This window comes from Sphingosinicella humi (assembly GCF_003129465.1).
Taxonomy (GTDB): Bacteria; Pseudomonadota; Alphaproteobacteria; order Sphingomonadales; family Sphingomonadaceae; genus Allosphingosinicella; species Allosphingosinicella humi.
In genome coordinates this window covers 2675578-2692452 of sequence record NZ_QFFF01000001.1, presented here as the reverse complement: position 1 = coordinate 2692452, position 16875 = coordinate 2675578, and the positions used below count along the sequence as shown (strand labels likewise).

The window sequence follows — 16875 nt, the reverse complement described above, 5'->3', positions numbered from 1 at the left end:
TGCCGCCGGCCAAATCGGGATCGGCCGCTCCGAGATATGATTCCGAACTGGTGAAGCCTATTTCGTAGTTTTACCTACGAAGGACCTTCGAGGCGTCCGCACCCGCAGGCTGCGGCATCTTTATTCGACCAGCGCGACCGCTGAACCTCCTGCCCGCCTGATCCCGCTATTCTCGCATTTCATCTGGAAGTGGGAATCCCCGCGGAACGCGACTTGGCTCGCGACAAGCTGAAGGCACCCGTTCGTCTCCGTGGAGGAGCCGCCGGTGAAGGTGACGATCTGGTTCGGGAAATAGACCGCGCCCTTCAGCTTTTGGCTCGAACCTCCACTCAGCGAATTGTTGCCCCCCTCCGGAGCGCGCCGGTCCTGGTAGAGGACCAGGCCCGCCATCGGTCCGGACGTTGGAGCCGTCAGGTCCACCGTCGCTCCGCCATTGATCTGCATGGTCGCATAGTCGGAGCCGGTGCTGCTGGTCAGCACGATCGTCACACCGGTGCCCTTGAGCGTGGCGCCGCCGTTCACGACGAAAGACCCTCTGTCGACGATGTAGATACCGGGGTTGAGGGTGACCGAAACGCCGCTGTTGAGCCTCAGCCCGTTGCAAAAGACGGTCGGGGAGCCGGAGCCGTTCCCGTATGTGCCGCTTGAAAGGCTCGCGCCATTATAGGTGCAGCCGCTGTAAGGCGGCACCGTAACATCCTTATAGGGATCGGCGATGCTCGCTTGATTGGTGTGGATACCGCTGACGGTCGTCAGCGTCGCGTTGTTGCCGATGGAATAACCCCCGACGACATTCACGCTGTCGGCCCGGAACTCGGCCGCCCCCTTCAGCGTGAACGCGGTCGCGCTGGTGGAATTGGAATAGAGCGAGCAGCCTTCGAGGTTGATGTTCGCCGATCCGGTCTCCAGGGCCGACGCCTCTGCGGTGGAGCTCAGCGCCACGACACAGGCATTTCCCGAGGGACTCACCCGGGCGACGGCGCGCGCGCGGATCATGTCGTCACCGCTGCTGAACAGCGCCGAGAAGAAGCGTCGGGCCGGCCGCTCTATGAGAACTTCGACGGCCTTTGCATCGCCTGTATGCGCTCCTGTCGTCGGCGGGCTGCTGACGAGAACCGCGGTGCCGTTCACGTCGTGCGCGAAGCCGTACCCGGCCGCGATCGCCCGGGCTTCGCCGCTCACCCCCGCACCAGCCGACGCCAACGTCACGGCTGCGCTGGTAGCGGCCGAATCGGCCGCATTCTGGGCGCTGCGCCGCGCATAATAGGCTGAACCCATGTCGATCCCGAGGCCCAGGAAGCCGAGCAATATCGTTCCCAGCAAGGCGAAGGTGATCGCGGTCGTGCCGGATCGGTCGCTCAGCAAGGCACGCGCGTCGAAGCTGTTCGTGGAAGGGCGCCTTGTCATGGCCGGCAGAACTCCGCGGTGAGTGTCGGGCCGGAAGGAAAGACCCGGTACAGGATAAGCTTGTGCTCTACGGTGGCGCGGACCTCGGTCCCGCAGCTCTGGACGGAGACGCTGAAAGCCTCCGGGCTGACGCGCAGTCCCGAGGCCTTTTGCGCCGCAAATTCGGCAGTTCGAGCCGGTGTGCCGCAAAGGTCCTGGCGCACGGCCGAGCAGCGCGCCGCCTCCTGCACGGCGAAATTGAGCGTCGACTGCGCCCAGCCGACCCGCGCCATCTCGAAGGTTCCAAGCAAGGCCAGCATGAAGAGGGGGAGCAGGAATGCGGCTTCGACGGCGGCTGAGCCACCTCGGCAGGCGTGCAGGCGGCGGAGCCCACGGACGAGGATTCGAAGGCGACTGATCATTGCGTGCGGACCCGCGCGGTCCCTTCGATCACCGGGGGGAAAACAAGATCGGGCCAAGGCATCAGCGGGTCGAAGGCGACCCGCGCCGAGGTCAGGACATATTTTCCCGCCGCGTCACCCGAAGGACAGGTCGAGCCCGCTACTTCGACAAGAGACCCAGCCGAAAGGCAGGCCGACATGAGGCGCGGCGCCGGCTCGGCGCCGACCGGCAGCGACGTGGCGCTTGTGATCGCCTGGATCACAGCGGCCTCGTTCCAACCCTTGCTCATCACCTGGGCTGCGCCCGCCTGCGCGGCAGACTCGACCTGCATCTGCTGCACGATGAACCGGGACCCGTCGATGAGTCCCGCTATCATCAGCAGGAGTATCGGGAGGACGAAGGCGAATTCCACAGCCACGGCGCCATCCCGTTCGGATCCAATCCGCCCGAGGGTGCGAAAGGCGTGGCTCATCGCTTCGCGCGTCACTCTGCCTGTCATGATCGGTTTCCGGGGAGCCATATGCGGCGTCGATATAGCGTCCAGACAAGCCTTTGACGCTTAGGGATTTTTACGTAGCGTTGCGGAACAGACGTCGGCAGGCCAGTGCCGAACCGGGACAGCTGCCCGGAGGCGTAATTCTACTTAATTTTCCTCCTCCCAGGTTCGCCGTAGACGGTTGCTTTGATCGATGCGCGACGCATCTTGGAAAAGGACCAGTGCGTGGATGTGGCACAAAGGAAAGGCGCACCCGCGGCCGTCATTGCCCGCGACGAGGGGCTCCGAACGTCCCTCTCGTTCGTGCTCGCCGCCTGCGGCTTCGCCGTCCGTGCGTTCGACGATATAGATCGCTTCCTTGAATCGCACTGCTCAGGCGACGCGATCCTGTTTGTCGATCTCGAACTGCTCGGCCGGACCTGCCCCGATTTCATGGACACGCTTCGCGCCAAGGGCTGGATAGGCAACCCCGTCCTGATGGTGGAAGACGAGCCCTGCTGGTCCTTGCCGGACGGCGCGCCCGAAGGATGCGCGGTTCTCGTGAAACCTTTCACATCCGAAGACGTGCTGGGCACGATCGGGATGATCGGAACGATCTAGGCGCCACCCACGAAGCCCTTGAATCAGGAACCTTTCCGCCCCCGTCACGTTCGTTGATGATGTTCTCAGTTGGGTGTGCGTGGTTCCAGCCGTTGCGTGCTCATCGGCGACTTTGTCCGGTAGCGCAGTTGGCGTTGCGTAGTCCAAGGCGTGATCCGGTGAATCGCGCGTTGGCGTCTCCTACGGGTCGGCCACCACACGCTCAGCATTCAAGCCGCCTGCCTCCTCCCGCATGGAACGCCGGGTGATCCGTCGCTCCCGAGCGGCCTCGGAGGCCATCGGGACCTTGTCTCGTCCCTCGGAGCCCGGTTCTACACCCCGCCTCGGCGATGCCCTCAGTCGCTCCTTGAGGGGCGATATCGGGCCGGATGAGGCCCTTCATCGGGAGCCTGTCGCGTGGCCAAGCAAGAGAGCCCGCCGGCTGCCCGGCTTGGCGGCGACTCTCACCTTTGTTCTGGGCGGCCTGGCCTTGGCGGGCACGCTCTGGGGAACAGGCGGGGTCCTGCAACTCCTCCAGGCAGAACGTCCGGCGCCTCCTCTCGCGGCCGTGGGCCTCATGTTGTGCAGCCTCGCTGTCGTTCTCCTGATGATCGGCCCGCGCTGGATCGCCAAAAGCGTAGCCCTCCTCTGCGCGCTCATCGGATTGGCCATCCTTGTGCCGGGCTTGCCGCTTGCTTCGGCCCTCACTCTACCCTTCGCAAATGCGGTCTCGGCCTGGGGGGACCCGGTCGCGATTGCGGTGGGGCCCTGCTTTATCCTTTTCGCCATCGCGGCGTTCATGATCACTGACCATAAGAGCGGCCGGAGATTGCTCGCCGTCATCAGCGGCACGGCGGGGCTTGCCGTCACCCTCCTGTCCTTCCTGGGTCACATTTTACTGAGCGGCCGTCGGCCGGGCGAAGTCGATGCGACTTTGATCATGCCGTTCCAGACAGCCTTCTCGCTCGCGGCCGTGTTCTGCGCCCTCCTTTTGGTGCGCCCCAAGGCAAGCTGGGTCGGGATCCTGCTTTCCAATGACAGCCGCGCGCGTATCGCTCGGATATTGCTGGTCATCGCCCTTACCCCATTGCCGCTGGGCTGGCTGGCCGACCGAGGCCATCGGATCGGTCTTTACGGAGCCGACGTTCGGTTCCTCCTCGTCGTGCTCGGCGCCGTCCTCCTCCTGACCCTGCTGGCACTCGCCGCCGCGGTGATGATCGGGGATGAGCAGCGAAACCGGCTGGAGGTGGCCCGCGCGCTCGACCTCTCCCCGATCCTCCTCCAGGATTTTGACGGGAGGATCGTCTACTGGAGCAAGGGCTGCGAGACGCTCTATGGCTGGAAAGCGCACGAAGCCGAGGGAAGATTCTGCGCCGATGTGCTCGGGCAATGCGCTCCGGATTTCGGGCGCCTCGACACTCTCCTCCTCGAAAACGACGCTTGGCAGGGGGAACTTCGCCACCGGACCCGCGACGGCCGCGAGCTTTGGGTCTCGGCGCGATGGGTGCTCTACAGGCAAGGCGAAGCCACCCCGCCGATCACGCTCGTCTCGTTCACCGACGTCACCAAGGAGCGTCAGGTCCAAGAGGCGCTTCTGGAGCGTGACTCCCGGCTTCTCCAACTCCAGTCCGAACTGATCGAAGTCTCGCGTCTGAGCTCGATGGGCGAAATGGCCGCAGCCCTCGCCCATGAGCTGAATCAGCCGCTCACGGCGGCTGCCAATTTTCTGGGTGCGGCGGAAATGGTGCTTTCCCATCCCGAGCCCCCGCCCGCGACACGAAAGCATGTCGCGGATGCAGTCTCGCGCGCCAAGGAGGAAGCCCTTCGCGCCGGCGAGATCGTCAGGAGGCTTCGTGAATTCATCTCGCGCGGCGAGGCCGACATGCAGCGGGAGTCGCTACCGGACATCATCAACAATGCCGTCCTGCTGGGACTGGCCAATGTGGGGCACAAGGCGATCAACCTGGAATGTTCGCTCTCTCCTGAAGCCGAATATGTGCTCGCCGACCGCGTCCAGATTCAGCAAGTCATCGTCAACATCGTTCGCAATGCGGCCGAGGCCATGATGCAGCAGGCGGCCGGCCCGCGTCGGATCACCATCTCCACGCGCGCCAGGCCACAAAAATGCGCCGAGATCATCATCCGCGACACCGGTCCCGGGATTAGCGAGGAGGTAGCCTCCACGCTGTTCACGCCCTTCACTTCTTCCAAGGCCACGGGGATGGGTGTGGGGCTCTCCATCTGCAAGCGGATCGTCGAAACCCACGGCGGGGAGATCTGGATCGGCCAGGCGCCCGGCGGAGGCGCGGAATTTCACTTCACGCTGCCCTTGTTCCATCGAGCGGAGGATGCCCCATGACCCATCGAACAGTCTATCTTGTCGACGATGAGGATTCCGTCCGGGAATCGGCCGAAATGCTGCTGACGGTGGCGGGCTACCAAGTCGAAGCCTTCCCGTCCGGCATCCCCTTCCTCGAGCGCCTAGACACGGCCGAGCCCGGCTGCGTGCTGCTGGACATCCATATGCCGGGGCTGTCCGGCCTTGAGGTCCAGCGGATCATGCAGGAGCGCGGGTGCGACTATCCCGTGATCATCCTCACCGGGCAGGGCGACGTCGGGATGGCCGTCCAGGCGATGAAGAGCGGCGCCGCGGATTTTCTGGAGAAGCCCTATAGGAACGAGACGCTTCTCGCGACGGTCAAGGATGCTCTCGAGAGCCTGGACGCCTCGCTCGAGGAGCGCGAGAAGGTTCGCGAGGCGCGTGCCAAGGTGGAGGCATTGTCTCGCCGGGAGGTAGAGGTGCTTCGTGGGCTTCTGGCCGCCTTACCGAACAAGCTCATCGCCTATGAGCTGGGCCTCAGCGTCCGCACGGTCGAAGTCTATCGCGCCAACATCATGGAAAAGCTCGGCGCGCGCGGCCTCTCCATGGCCGTCCGCATCGCCCTCCTCGCCGGACTGGAGCCGCTCGGCGAAACGGCGGACTCCGGCGTCGAATAGGCGTGGAGGCTTGCACCGGCGCTCAGCATTGGGGCCCTCCTGCTGATGGTCTTAGACTTGGCCGCTTTGCCCTGTGGAGCCGGCATTCGCAGTGGAGGCTATTAAGGTCATGGTGGCCGCCGTACTCCTCGTGCTCGTTCGACAGCCGGAGCTGACGGCCTAATGCTCTGCAGAGTCCGCTTCGGACATAGCCGACTAGTTAGGGCGAGCGTCCGCTTTTCGGAAGTTCAAGCACTCTCGGGAACGTCCGGAAAGGGTGGAAAGCGGACGCCCGCTAAAGCCGCATCCCCAGCCAAATGCACCGCCTAGGACAAAATGCACGCGCAGCATGTCGCGTCCATGTTGCACGGACGCGCTGGGAGCCGGACAGAAATGGCGGAAAGCCACGATATTCACCGGGACGCAACAAGAAAGGGCTAAGCGACCGAATTCGATGCCGCGACGGCAGCTAATGCCCTGATATTCCGATGTAAAAGGATGGTAGCGGAGGAGGGACTTGAACCCCCGACACGCGGATTATGATTCCGCTGCTCTAACCAGCTGAGCTACTCCGCCCCACGGCGTGCCGCGGCGCTTCGGCGCGGGCGTGCGCGGCCTATAAGCAGCGCCGCCGCGCCGGTCAACTGGCGGAAACGCCTTGCCGGAACCCGCCGCTCCGCCTGTCGTTCACGATGGAAAGGCCGCCGGCCGACGGAGACGACAGATGGAATTGCTGAACCCGATCGATACGCTTTGCAGGCTTATCCTCCGCGCCCGCGAGAATGAAGCGCAGGTGCCCGCGGTCGATCCCGATGAGGACGCCGACAATGTCGACGACCTCGACGATGACGACGAGAGCGGAGAGGCGCTCTCCGCCCTTGAGGACGAGCTCAACACCGGTGTCGAAGAAGAAATCCGCGCCATGCTCGACGATTTGGCCGACGATCAGCTCGCCGAAACCCTGGCGCTGGCCTGGGTGGGACGCGGCACCTACGACGCCAGCGAATGGGACGACGCCTTCCAGGAGGCGATGGACAGCGTCGAGGAAGACAGTGAGGCGGCGATCGACGAGCTCATGGACATGCCGCTCCTCGCCTCGCACCTGGAATCGGGCCTCGCCGCGTTCGATTTCAGCTGCGAGGGCGTGGGGCAGATGGACTAGCTAGCGTCATCGCGACGAAGCCGGGATCAAAGACATCTGGGTGAGCAGAAGGACGACAGGCGCATCGCCTCGCCGAGAATGCCGTGGTCTTGGGTCCCGGCTTTCGCCGGGATGACGAGAGGCGGAGGTTAGCCGCGAAAGCTGTAAGTCCGGATCGGCTCCCACGGGCCGCCCAGATAGCGCCACGATGCCAGGCCCTTGATCGCGAGCGGACGTGGCTCGAAGCTGGCGCGGAGGGTCGCTTGAAGCCGCCTCGCCTCGCGCGGCTCCACCTTGTTCTGGATGGTGACATGGGGCCGCCATGGCGATTGGTCCTGTGGCGTCAGGAGACCGCGGAGCGCCTCGGCGAGGTCGTCGCGAATATCCTCCAGCTCCTCGCTATCGACACGGAAGGCGGTGCCCTCGCCGAGATCGACGATCCCGGCAAGACGCGCCCGGGGCGGCGCGACCGAGGCATAGATGGCGAGGCGCCCATGCAGTTCCGTCTCAACGCTGGGCGGCAGATGATGAAACAAGGTGAGGTGCGCGGGCACCCGGTTCCGGTCGGGCGGATAATGCGTCTGCCGCAGGTCCTGGAGCCAGCCATTGTCGCCGTCGCCGAACAAAGCGGTGACGACGATCGGAGCGGGGCGCTGGCTCAGATTTCCACCTGGCTACCGAGCTCGACCACCCGGTTGGGCGGGAGCTTGAAGAACTCCATCGCGCTCTCCGCATTCCGCAGCATCCAGGAGAAGAGCTTTTCGCGCCAGATGGCCATGCCGGGCTTGGACCCGCCGGTGAGCAGAGTCTGGCGCGCGAGGAAGAAGCTGGTGTCCATCATCTTGAACTCGGGCCCGCAGCTTCCCACTCGCTTCAGGGCCGCCGGCACGTCCGAATCCTGCATGAAGCCGTAGCGCAGGACGAGCCGGTAGAAACCGCTGCCGAGGCTGGTGATCTCGGCCCGCTCCGTATCGGGAACATAGGGCTCGTCCTCGATGCGGACCGTCAGCAGCATCACGCGCTCGTGCAGCACCTTGTTGTGCTTCAGATTGTGGAGCAGCGAGTGTGGCACGCCGTCGGGCGAGGTCGTCATGAACACCGCAGTGCCGGGCACACGGGTGGCGCTGTTGGCGGCGGACTTGACGAAAATCTCGACCGGCATGGAGGCTTCGCGCATCCGGGCCAGCATCAGCTGCCTTCCCCGCGCCCAGGTCGTGAGCAAGGTGAAGGCGACGAGGCCGATCAGCAGCGGGAACCAGCCGCCGTCGGGCACCTTGGTGAGATTGGCCGCGAAATAAGCGATGTCGATGATGAAGAATAGCGCGAGCAGAGGCAGCGCGAGCCACGGCTTCCACTTCCAGAGCGTCAGCAGCACCACCGTGAGGAGACAGGTGTCGATCAGCATCGCGCCGGTGACGGCAATGCCATAGGCGGCGGCGAGGTTGCTCGAATTCTGGAAGAAGAGGACGAGGAGGATGACCATGACCATCAGTGCCCAGTTGATGACCGGGATATATATCTGCCCGGCGGCCGCGGCGCTGGTGTGCTGAATGCTGAGACGCGGAATGAAGCCGAGCTGGATCGCCTGCTGAGTCACCGAAAAGGCGCCGGAGATCACGGCCTGGCTGGCGATGATCGCAGCCGATGTCGCGATGATCACGAGCGGCAGGCGGAACCAGTCGGGGGCCAGGCGATAGAAGGGATTCTGGATGGCTTCGGGGTCGCCGATCAGCAGCACGCCCTGGCCGAGATAGTTCAGCATTAGCGCCGGCAGGACGAAATAGACCCAGGCGGCGCGAATCGGGCGCCGGCCGAAATGGCCCATGTCGGCGTAGAGAGCCTCGGCGCCCGTCACGGCGAGCACGACGGAACCCAGTGCGAGAAAAGCTTTCCAGCCATCGATGAAGAAGAAATTCAACGCGTAATAAGGATTTAGCGCCCAAAGGATGGTCGGATCGCGCAGGATGCTGAGCATGCCGAGCACGGCTATCGTCGTGAAATAGACGGCGACGATCGGCCCGAAGAAAATGCCGACGCGCGCCGTGCCGGCCTTCTGGATAAGAAAAAGCCCCAGCAGGATCCCTATGGCGATCGGGACGACCAACGGCTCCAGGCTCGTCTCGATGACCGTGAGTCCTTCGACGGCGCCCAACACCGAAATGGCCGGCGTGATCATGCTGTCGCCATAGAATAGCGCGCAGGCGAAGACGCCAAGGAGGACGATGCCCGCCGTCCATCGCTTCCTGCCGCCGCTGCCGCCACTTCGGGAGATGAGCGCGAGGAGAGCAAGGCTGCCGCCCTCGCCCTTATTGTCGGCGCGCATCAGGATCATGACATATTTGACGGTCACGACCAGCATCATCGACCAGAAGACCAGCGACAGGACGCCGTAGATGTGGATCTCGTCGAGAGTCAGCGGATGGTGTCCCGCGAAAGTCTCGCGGAAGGCGTAAAGCGGGCTGGTTCCGATGTCTCCGAAGACGACGCCGATGGCGCCGACAGTCAGCTTGACGAGGCTGCCTTGAGTCTCCCCGTGACTGGCGGGACGCGAGTCAGGGAGCTCCGATGCTGCGGCGGTGTCAGTCATTTCCAGGCGGGCGAGGAACGCCCCTTGATCCCTTGTTCAACTTCGCCGGCTCGGCCAGAAGCCGCGGCGCTTAGCATGGCCTGCATCCGCTTCGCAATGGCGACAAAGCGTTCGCGCCGGACTATAGACCCGCGATCAACCCTTTCCCACGGAGTCTCAGATGCGCGTCGGCGTGCCTAAGGAAATCAAGAACCACGAATATCGCGTCGGCCTCACTCCGCCTTCAGTGGCGGAACTGGTGGCCGCCGGCCATGAGGTGCTCGTCGAGACGCAGGCGGGCGGCGGCATCGATTTCGAGGATCAGGACTATGTCGACGCCGGGGCCCGGATCATGCCGGATGCGAAGTCGACCTTCGCCGGGGCCGACATGATCGTGAAGGTGAAGGAGCCGCAGGCCCGGGAGATCGCGATGCTGGAGCCGCGTCACCTTCTCTTCACCTATCTCCATCTGGCGCCCGATCCCGAGCAGGCGAAGGGTCTGATGAAGTCCGGCGCTACCTGCATCGCTTATGAGACGGTGACTGCGGACGATCGCTCACTACCGCTGCTGAAGCCGATGAGCGAGGTGGCCGGCCGCATGTCGGTCCAGGTCGGCGCCCACTATCTCGAAAAGGAACAAGGCGGCCGCGGCGTGCTGCTCGGCGGCGTGCCGGGCGTGGCCCCGGGCAAGGTGGCGATTCTCGGCGGCGGCGTCTCGGGCGTCAACGCAGCGCAGATGGCCGTCGGCATGCGCGCCGACGTCACCATCTACGACATCAGCAATAAGCGCCTCGCCGAACTCGACATGTTCTTCGGAAGCCAGATCAAGACGGCCTATGCGTCAAAGGCGGCGGTGGCGGCGGCGGTTCAGAGCGCCCATCTTGTCATCGGCGCGGTCCTGGTGCCCGGCGCGGCGGCGCCGAAGCTCGTCACCCGCGACATGCTGAAGACGATGAAGCGCGGCTCGGTCCTCGTCGACATCGCCATCGACCAGGGCGGTTGTTTCGAGACGTCGCGACCGACGACTCACGAAGATCCTGTGTTCGAGGTTGACGGCGTCATCCATTATTGCGTCGCCAACATGCCGGGCGCGGTGGCGCGCACGTCGACGTTCGCGCTCAACAACGCCACCCTCCCCTTCGCGCTGAGGCTCGCCAACATGGGCGCCGAAGCGGCGATGAAGGCCGACCCGCACCTCGCCAACGGCCTCAACGTCATGGACGGGAAGATCCGCCACAAGGCGGTCGCCGAGGCGCTCGGCGAAGAATTCGTGACGTTCTAAGCACCAGGCGTCATCCCGGCGAAAGCCGGGATGACATCCGTTTCTCCAAGTTCGGCCGCGGCTAGCGCACCATGCCCATCGCGCGCGCCTGATCCAGCATCATCAGCCGCTCCTCGATCATCGGCCGCCACGACACGTCGGGCGGCGCGGTGGCGAGGATGCCCCGCCAGATCGCCTCGGCCTCGTCGAACTTGCCGCCCTGGGCCAGCGCGAGACCATAGAAGAATTTGGGGCCCGGATGATCGGGCGCGATGGCGGCGGCGCGCTGGAAGGCAAGCTCGGCCGACGGCGTCATCAGGCCGTCGGCGTGAATGACGAGCGCATTGCCGAGCCCCACCCACAGGTCGGGATTGTTCGGATGTTCGCGGAGCGCCGAGCTGATCACCCCCGCCGCGTTCAGCGTGTCTCCGCGCCGGTGGTAGCTGTCGGCGATGGTCAGCCAGCGCGCGGCGGTATCGAACTCGCCGAGCATTCCGCCGCGGACCTCGGCGAAGGCGGTCTCGGGCAGCTTCTCGCGCATCGGTGGAGGGACGGGCTTCCCCTCCAGCCCCGGGCTGCCCTGCCAGGCATAGCCCGCGAAGGCGACCAGCAACGCGGCGCCGAGGAACTGGAGCGCGACCTTGTCGAACCTGCCGAAGCGCCAAAGGCCGGCGAACACCAGCACCGCCATCACTATGATCAGCACCCAGCCCATCAGCCTTTCCTCCGCCTGAAGCGGTTCCGCGCCAGCCAGCCGCCAGCGGCCAGCAGCAGGATCGGCGCGGCCCAGAGCGGCCAGGTCAGCGGCTCGACCGGCGGCGCATAGCTCACCCAATTGCCGTAACGCTCGATCAGCCAGGCACGGATCGCCTCCGGCTTTTCTCCAGCGGCGATGCGTTGCCGGACGAGCGCGCGCATGTCGCCCGCCATCTCGGCATCGCTGTCGGCGATCGACTGTCCCTGGCAGACGAGGCAGCGCAGCGTCTCCATCAGCGCCAGCGCCTCCGCCTCCTGCTCCGGGTTCGGGAGCTGGGTGTAGGCATATTCGGCCGGCGGCAGGAGGGAGTCGGCGGCGGCTGGGGCGGCGCAAGTCAGAGCCGCCGTTAGCAACAGGATCGTTCGTGCCGAGCGAAGTCGAGGCGCGCTGCACCGAATCCTCGTGGACGCCCCTCGACTGCGCTCGGGACGAACGGAATTGTTGGCCTCGCGCCTCACTTCAGCGCCTCATAGGCCGCAATGATGTCCGGCACGTCCGGTTCGTTGATCGGGCCGAAGTGATAATAACGGATGATGCCCTCGCCATCGACGATGAAGGTCTCCGGCACGCCCGAGGCGCCAAGGGCGATCTGGACGCGGCTGTTTACGTCGGAGCCGATGCGGGCATAGGGATCGCCCCAGCGCTGGAGGAACTCGGCGACATCCTGGGGCCGATCGCGGATCGCGACGGCGTCGATGGGAATGCCCTTCTCGGCGATCGCCTCGAGCTGCGGCGCCTCGGCGATGCAGGGGACGCACCAGCTGGCGAAGACGTTGACGATGCGCGGCTCGCCCGACGCGTAATCGGCGCTGTCGAGACCGGGGCGATCCGGCAGCATCGGCGGAAGCGTGAATGCGGGCACGGGCTTGCCCACCATCTGCGACTGGATCTTGCGATCGGACGGCGCGTAAAGGCCGATCGCCACCGTCACCAGGAAGGCGAGGAACACCGCCAGCGGCACCCAGAGAATGAAGCGCTTCATGCCCACGCCTCCTGAAGCTGGACCTTTCGCTCGCGCCGCACGCGCCCGATCAGCGACAGCACTCCGCCGAGCGCGATCAGGCCGCCGCCCAGCCAGATAAGGGTCACGAACGGCTTCCACCACAGGCGCAGCTGCCAGCGCCCTCCGGCATCGCCCTTGCCCAGCACCGTATAAAGCTGTCCGCCGAGCCGCGTCGCGATCGCGGCTTCGCTCGTCTCCGTCGGCGGCGAGCTGAACATCCGCGCCTGGGGCTTCAGGACGATAGGCTTGCCGTCGCCACGGCGAGCGGTGAGCGTCGCCTCGATCGCCGTCCAGTTGGGCCCGGCAACCGGCTGCACGGCGTCGAAGCGGACGGAATAGGGACCGACCTCCACCGTCTCGCCCACCGGCACCGCGACGAGTGTCTCCTGGGTGAAGGCGCTCTCCGAAGCCATGCCCGCGAGGCTGACGGCGATGCCGAGATGCGCCGCCACCATGCCCCAGGTGAAGAGCGGCGTGCGGCGAAGGTTGCGCTTCCACAAGGGCGCGACGCTGGCCGCCGCGACGCCGGTGGCGAGCGTGAGGCCGAACAGCGGGAACAGGCCGATGCCGGGGGCGAACAGCACCAGCGCAAAGAGCGTCACCGCCGAGATCAGCACCGGCAGCGCGATCCGGTTCACCACCTCGGGCGCCCGGTCGCGCCGCCATCTGACCAAGGGCCCGGCCGCCATGAAGACGACGAGGGCCAGCGCAATCGGCCCCGCCGCGCTGTTGAAATAGGGTGGGCCGACCGAGAGCTTCTCCCCCGTCACCGCTTCGACGCCCAGCGGATAAAGCGTCCCGACCAGCACGATGCCGAGGATCGCGGACAGCAGCAGGTTGTTCAGCACCAGCGTCCCCTCCCGGCTCACCGGCTCGAACGTCGCGCCTTCGCGCACCGTGCCCACGCGCAGTCCGAACAGGGCCAACGCGCCGCCGATATAGAGGGTGAGGAGGATCAGGATGAAGAAACCGCGCTCAGGGTCGACCGCAAATGCGTGGACGCTGGTCAGGATGCCTGAGCGCACCAGAAAGGTGCCGATCATCGACATTGAGAATGCGACCACCGCCAGCATCACCGTCCAGGCCCGCAAGGCGTCGCGCGTCGCCAGCACCGTCACCGAATGGAGCAGCGCCGTCGCCGCCAGCCAGGGCATGAGCGAGGCGTTCTCGACCGGGTCCCAGAACCACCAGCCGCCCCAGCCGAGCTCATAGTACGCCCAATAGCTTCCTGCGGTGATGCCGAGCGTCAGGAATATCCAGGCGGCGAGCACCCAGGGCCGCATCGCGCGGGCGAAAGCGGCCCCGACGTCGCGGGTGATGAGCGCTCCCACCGCGAAGGAAAAGGCGATCGAGATGCCGACATAGCCGAAATAGAGGGTCGGCGGGTGGAAGGCGAGGCCGGGGTCCTGGAGAAGCGGATTGAGCCCCTGCCCCACCGCCGCCGGCGGATTGAGCCGCTCGAACGGATTGGAGGAGAAGAGCAGGAAGGCGTAGAAGCCGAGGCCGATCGCCGCCTGCGCCGCCAGCGTCGCGATCAGCGTCCTTTGCTCCAGCTTCCGCTCGAACAAGGCCACCGCGCCACCGGCGATAGCGAGCACCGCCACCCAGAGCAGCATCGAGCCTTCGTGATTCCCCCAGGTCCCGGCGAACTTGTAGAGCCAGGGCTTGGCCGCATGGCTGTTCGCCGCGACCAGCGCGACGGACAGGTCCGTGCGCAGGAACAGCAGGATGAGGCAGAAAAAGGAAATCGCCACCAGCGCCGCCTGCACCGCCGCCACCGGCCGCACCGTGCGCAACAGCCCTTCGCCGCCCGGGCGAAGCGCGAACGCGCCAAGGCAGAGCTGCAGCAGCGACAATGCGGCGGCGAGCCAGAGTGCCGCCAACCCCGCTTCAGCGATCATTCCAGCGACTCGCTCTTATGCTTTTCACCGGCGAGCTCGGGCGGCATGTAATTCTCGTCATGCTTGGCGAGGATCTCGCTGGCGACGAAAGTGCCGTCCGCCTGGAACCGCCCTTCGGCGACCACGCCGCTATCCTCCTTGAACAGGTCGGGCACGATGCCCTTGAAGCGGACCGGGATGGTCGCCTCGGTCTCGTCGCCGACGACGAAGTCGATGCTGACGCCGTCCGGATCGCGCTTGATCGATCCGGGGACGACCATGCCGCCGATCCGCACCGCCTGATCCAGCGGCACGCCCTTTCGCGCCACGTCGGCGGGCGCGTAAAAATAGGCGGCCTGCTCCTTCAGCGCGGACATGCCGAGCAGCACCGCCCCCAGCACGGCGGCGATGGCGAGGATCAGCAGGGTGAGCCTCTGGTTCTTGGCTTTCATCGCTCGCGCCTCAATGCTTCGGCCTCCGCCTCGGCGCGGCGCATGGCGACCAAGCTCCAAAGGGTCACGCCGAGCGTGCCGACGATGGTCAGCGCATATGCGGCGAGGATGAAGGTCCAATGGTTCACGCGCCCATCCTCCTGAGACGCGCCTCGACCTTCTGCCGGGCAAGCATCGTGCGCATCCGCATGAGAACGATGGCGCCGAACAGCAGCGAGAAGCCCAGCGTCGATCCCATGAGCGGCCACAGCATCGACGCGTCGATGGTTGAGGAGCCGCGCACGAAGCTGATGCTCTGTCCCTGGTGGAGCGTGTTCCACCACAGGACCGAATAATGAATGATCGGTATGTTGATCGCCCCCAATAGGCCGAAGATGGCCGTGATCCGCCCTTCCCCGCCTCGCTCCCGGTCGGCGTCGGCCAGCGCGATATAGGCGATGTAGAGGAAGAGGAGGACGAGCATCGACGTCATCCGCCCGTCCCATTCCCAATAAGTGCCCCAGGTTGGCCGCCCCCAGAGCGAGCCGGTGACGAGGCAGATGGCCGTGAACAGGGCCCCCGGCACGGCGATCGCCCGCGCCGCCACGTTCGCCAACGGATGGCGCCAGACGAGCTGCATGAGGCTGGCTATGGCGATGCCGGTCCATCCGCCCATGCCGAGCCACGCGGCGGGTACATGGACATACATGATGCGAACACTCTCGCCCTGGAGATAGTCACGCGGCGCGACGAACAGCCCGATGGCCAGCGAAGTCACGATCAATGCCGCCCCGCCCCAGGCCAGCCAGGGTGTCAGCGGACGCGCAAGTTTCAGGAAACGTGCTGGATTAGCGAATGCGTGCATGGACGCGTTCCCTCTAGCCGAGCGGGGACGCGTGGCAAAGGCCTAACGCCATCGTGCGTCATAGCCGTCATTGCGAGGAGCGTAGCGACGCCGCAATCCAGTCCCGCGCTGGATTGCTTCGCTGCGCTCGCAATGACGGGGACGTGGCGACGGGGACAAACGACGGCAGGTGTCCTAAAGGCGTCGTCGAGCCATGCACGACTCCCGCCGCCCCCAGCAAAACCGCCTGCTCGGAATAAGCCTTCGCCTCGGTGCCACGACCTGCTTCGGCTTCATGGCGGCGATGATCAAGCTTGGCTACGAGGCAGGCGTCAGCACGCCCGAGCTGGTCTTCTACCGCTTCGCCTTCGGCCTGCCGCCGCTCCTCGCCTGGATCGCCTGGTCCGGCAATTATTCGGCCTGGCGCACCCAGCGGCCCATGGCCCATGTCGTTCGCGCGGTCCTTGGCCTCGCAACCATGGTGCTCGCCTTCACCGCTCTCAGCTACCTGCCCTTGGCGGAGGCGACGACGATCGGCTTCGCCGCGCCGCTTTTTGCCGTCATCCTCTCAGCCCTGGTGTTGAAGGAGCATGTCGGCCGCCACCGCTGGAGCGCGGTCGCGATCGGCTTCATCGGCGTGCTGATCGTGATGCGGCCGCAGGGGAGCGACCTGCCCTTGATCGGCCTCGCCATCGCTGCCCTTTCAGCCTTCGGCGTGGCCTGCGTCACGATCACTATCCGCCAGATCGGACGAACGGAATCGACGCAGACGACGGTCCTCTGGTTTACCGGCTTGTCGATGCTGGCAGTCGGCGCTTTGATGCCCTTCTATTCCGGGGTACACGAGCCGCGCGTCTGGGCGATCCTGGTCGCGCTTGGCTTCTTCGGCGGCACCGCCCAGCTCCTCCTCACCGCCGCCCTGCGCTACGCGCCGGTGCCGGTGATCGTCCCGTTCGACTATGCCCAGCTGATCTGGGCGGTACTGCTCGGCTGGCTGATCTGGGAAACCCAGCCGCCGGCCTCCACCTGGGTAGGCGCGGCCGTCATCATCGCAAGCGGCCTCTACACCCTCTACCGCGAGCACAAGCTCGGCCGCGACAAAGTGCGCGCCGAGGCGCTTTGAAAGGCGTCATCCCGACGAAAGCCGCGATGA

At 65.5% G+C, this 16875-nt stretch carries 18 protein-coding genes and 1 tRNA gene; 6 read left to right on the top strand and 13 right to left on the bottom strand.

All coding sequences use genetic code 11. The features are described from left to right. Positions 1 to 120: 120 nt before the first annotated feature. From DF286_RS13260 to DF286_RS13250, 3 genes are read right to left on the bottom strand one after another with little or no spacing between them, the layout of a single operon-like run. Positions 121 to 1407, bottom strand: a complete 1287-nt coding sequence (locus DF286_RS13260) for a TadE/TadG family type IV pilus assembly protein (RefSeq protein ID WP_109271874.1) — start codon at positions 1405 to 1407, stop codon at positions 121 to 123. Beyond that, positions 1404 to 1808 carry a TadE/TadG family type IV pilus assembly protein gene (locus DF286_RS13255; RefSeq protein WP_109271873.1) on the bottom strand — a complete coding sequence of 135 codons (405 nt, stop codon included), beginning with the start codon at positions 1806 to 1808 and terminating at the stop codon, positions 1404 to 1406. Before DF286_RS13255 ends, DF286_RS13260 begins: the two co-directional genes overlap by 4 nt. Then, positions 1805 to 2287, bottom strand: coding sequence for a TadE/TadG family type IV pilus assembly protein (locus DF286_RS13250; protein WP_158274694.1), 483 nt, complete (start codon positions 2285 to 2287; stop codon positions 1805 to 1807). Before DF286_RS13250 ends, DF286_RS13255 begins: the two co-directional genes overlap by 4 nt. A 222-nt stretch (positions 2288 to 2509) precedes the next feature. Here DF286_RS13250 and DF286_RS13245 point away from each other — a divergent pair, with 222 nt between their 5' ends. The 3 genes from DF286_RS13245 (at position 2510) to DF286_RS13235 (ending at position 5860) form a co-directional block, all read left to right on the top strand. Further along, positions 2510 to 2884 carry a response regulator gene (locus DF286_RS13245; protein WP_146193632.1) on the top strand — a complete coding sequence of 125 codons (375 nt, stop codon included), beginning with the start codon at positions 2510 to 2512 and terminating at the stop codon, positions 2882 to 2884. Between the two features lie 778 nt (positions 2885 to 3662). Further along, positions 3663 to 5222, top strand: coding sequence for an ATP-binding protein (locus DF286_RS13240; RefSeq protein ID WP_146193631.1), 1560 nt, complete (start codon positions 3663 to 3665; stop codon positions 5220 to 5222). Then, positions 5219 to 5860, top strand: a complete 642-nt coding sequence (locus DF286_RS13235) for a response regulator transcription factor (protein WP_109271869.1) — start codon at positions 5219 to 5221, stop codon at positions 5858 to 5860. Before DF286_RS13240 ends, DF286_RS13235 begins: the two co-directional genes overlap by 4 nt. Before the next feature lie 478 nt (positions 5861 to 6338). Here the strand turns inward: DF286_RS13235 and DF286_RS13230 are convergent. Then, positions 6339 to 6415: transfer RNA gene (locus DF286_RS13230), tRNA-Met, on the bottom strand. 148 nt (positions 6416 to 6563) lie between these two features. On the opposite strand from DF286_RS13230, the gene DF286_RS13225 reads away from it, so the two are divergent. Further along, positions 6564 to 7001, top strand: a complete 438-nt coding sequence (locus tag DF286_RS13225) for a DUF3775 domain-containing protein (protein WP_109271868.1) — start codon at positions 6564 to 6566, stop codon at positions 6999 to 7001. A gap of 128 nt (positions 7002 to 7129) precedes the next feature. Here the strand turns inward: DF286_RS13225 and DF286_RS13220 are convergent, their stop codons facing one another. Both DF286_RS13220 and DF286_RS13215 read right to left on the bottom strand, forming a co-directional pair. Next, positions 7130 to 7606 (bottom strand): 2'-5' RNA ligase family protein, encoded by a 477-nt coding sequence (locus tag DF286_RS13220; RefSeq protein ID WP_243444827.1) that lies wholly within the window; start codon positions 7604 to 7606, stop codon positions 7130 to 7132. 32 nt (positions 7607 to 7638) lie between these two features. Beyond that, a complete protein-coding gene (locus DF286_RS13215; protein ID WP_109271866.1) occupies positions 7639 to 9567 on the bottom strand; it encodes a potassium transporter Kup in 1929 nt (642 codons plus the stop codon). A gap of 160 nt (positions 9568 to 9727) precedes the next feature. Between DF286_RS13215 and ald the strand changes: the two genes are divergently transcribed. Next, on the top strand, positions 9728 to 10828 hold the full coding sequence (gene ald / locus DF286_RS13210; protein ID WP_109271865.1) for an alanine dehydrogenase: 1101 nt from the start codon (positions 9728 to 9730) through the stop codon (positions 10826 to 10828). Between the two features lie 61 nt (positions 10829 to 10889). Here the strand turns inward: ald and DF286_RS13205 are convergent, their stop codons facing one another. From DF286_RS13205 to ccmC, 7 genes are all read right to left on the bottom strand, one after another. After that, positions 10890 to 11522, bottom strand: a complete 633-nt coding sequence (locus DF286_RS13205; RefSeq protein ID WP_170303966.1) for a tetratricopeptide repeat protein — start codon at positions 11520 to 11522, stop codon at positions 10890 to 10892. Continuing rightward, entirely contained in the window at positions 11522 to 11920 is a 399-nt protein-coding gene (locus DF286_RS13200; RefSeq protein ID WP_424141257.1) for a cytochrome c-type biogenesis protein, read from the bottom strand. The genes DF286_RS13205 and DF286_RS13200 overlap by 1 nt, the downstream gene beginning before the upstream one ends. Before the next feature lie 98 nt (positions 11921 to 12018). Next, positions 12019 to 12546, bottom strand: coding sequence for a DsbE family thiol:disulfide interchange protein (locus DF286_RS13195; protein WP_109271864.1), 528 nt, complete (start codon positions 12544 to 12546; stop codon positions 12019 to 12021). After that, positions 12543 to 14468 carry a heme lyase CcmF/NrfE family subunit gene (locus DF286_RS13190; RefSeq protein ID WP_109271863.1) on the bottom strand — a complete coding sequence of 642 codons (1926 nt, stop codon included), beginning with the start codon at positions 14466 to 14468 and terminating at the stop codon, positions 12543 to 12545. The genes DF286_RS13195 and DF286_RS13190 overlap by 4 nt, the downstream gene beginning before the upstream one ends. Beyond that, positions 14465 to 14899: a cytochrome c maturation protein CcmE gene (gene ccmE, locus DF286_RS13185; protein WP_109271862.1), complete on the bottom strand. Its 435-nt coding sequence runs from the start codon at positions 14897 to 14899 to the stop codon at positions 14465 to 14467. The genes DF286_RS13190 and ccmE overlap by 4 nt, the downstream gene beginning before the upstream one ends. Further along, the gene (gene ccmD / locus DF286_RS14995) at positions 14896 to 15027 is read right to left on the bottom strand and encodes a heme exporter protein CcmD (protein ID WP_146193630.1); all 132 of its coding nucleotides are present in this window, start codon (positions 15025 to 15027) and stop codon (positions 14896 to 14898) included. The genes ccmE and ccmD overlap by 4 nt, the downstream gene beginning before the upstream one ends. Then, a complete protein-coding gene (ccmC, locus tag DF286_RS13180; protein ID WP_109271861.1) occupies positions 15024 to 15743 on the bottom strand; it encodes a heme ABC transporter permease CcmC in 720 nt (239 codons plus the stop codon). Before ccmC ends, ccmD begins: the two co-directional genes overlap by 4 nt. A gap of 193 nt (positions 15744 to 15936) precedes the next feature. Between ccmC and DF286_RS13170 the strand changes: the two genes are divergently transcribed. After that, positions 15937 to 16845 carry a DMT family transporter gene (locus DF286_RS13170; protein WP_243444825.1) on the top strand — a complete coding sequence of 303 codons (909 nt, stop codon included), beginning with the start codon at positions 15937 to 15939 and terminating at the stop codon, positions 16843 to 16845. The last annotated feature ends 30 nt before the right edge of the window (positions 16846 to 16875 follow it).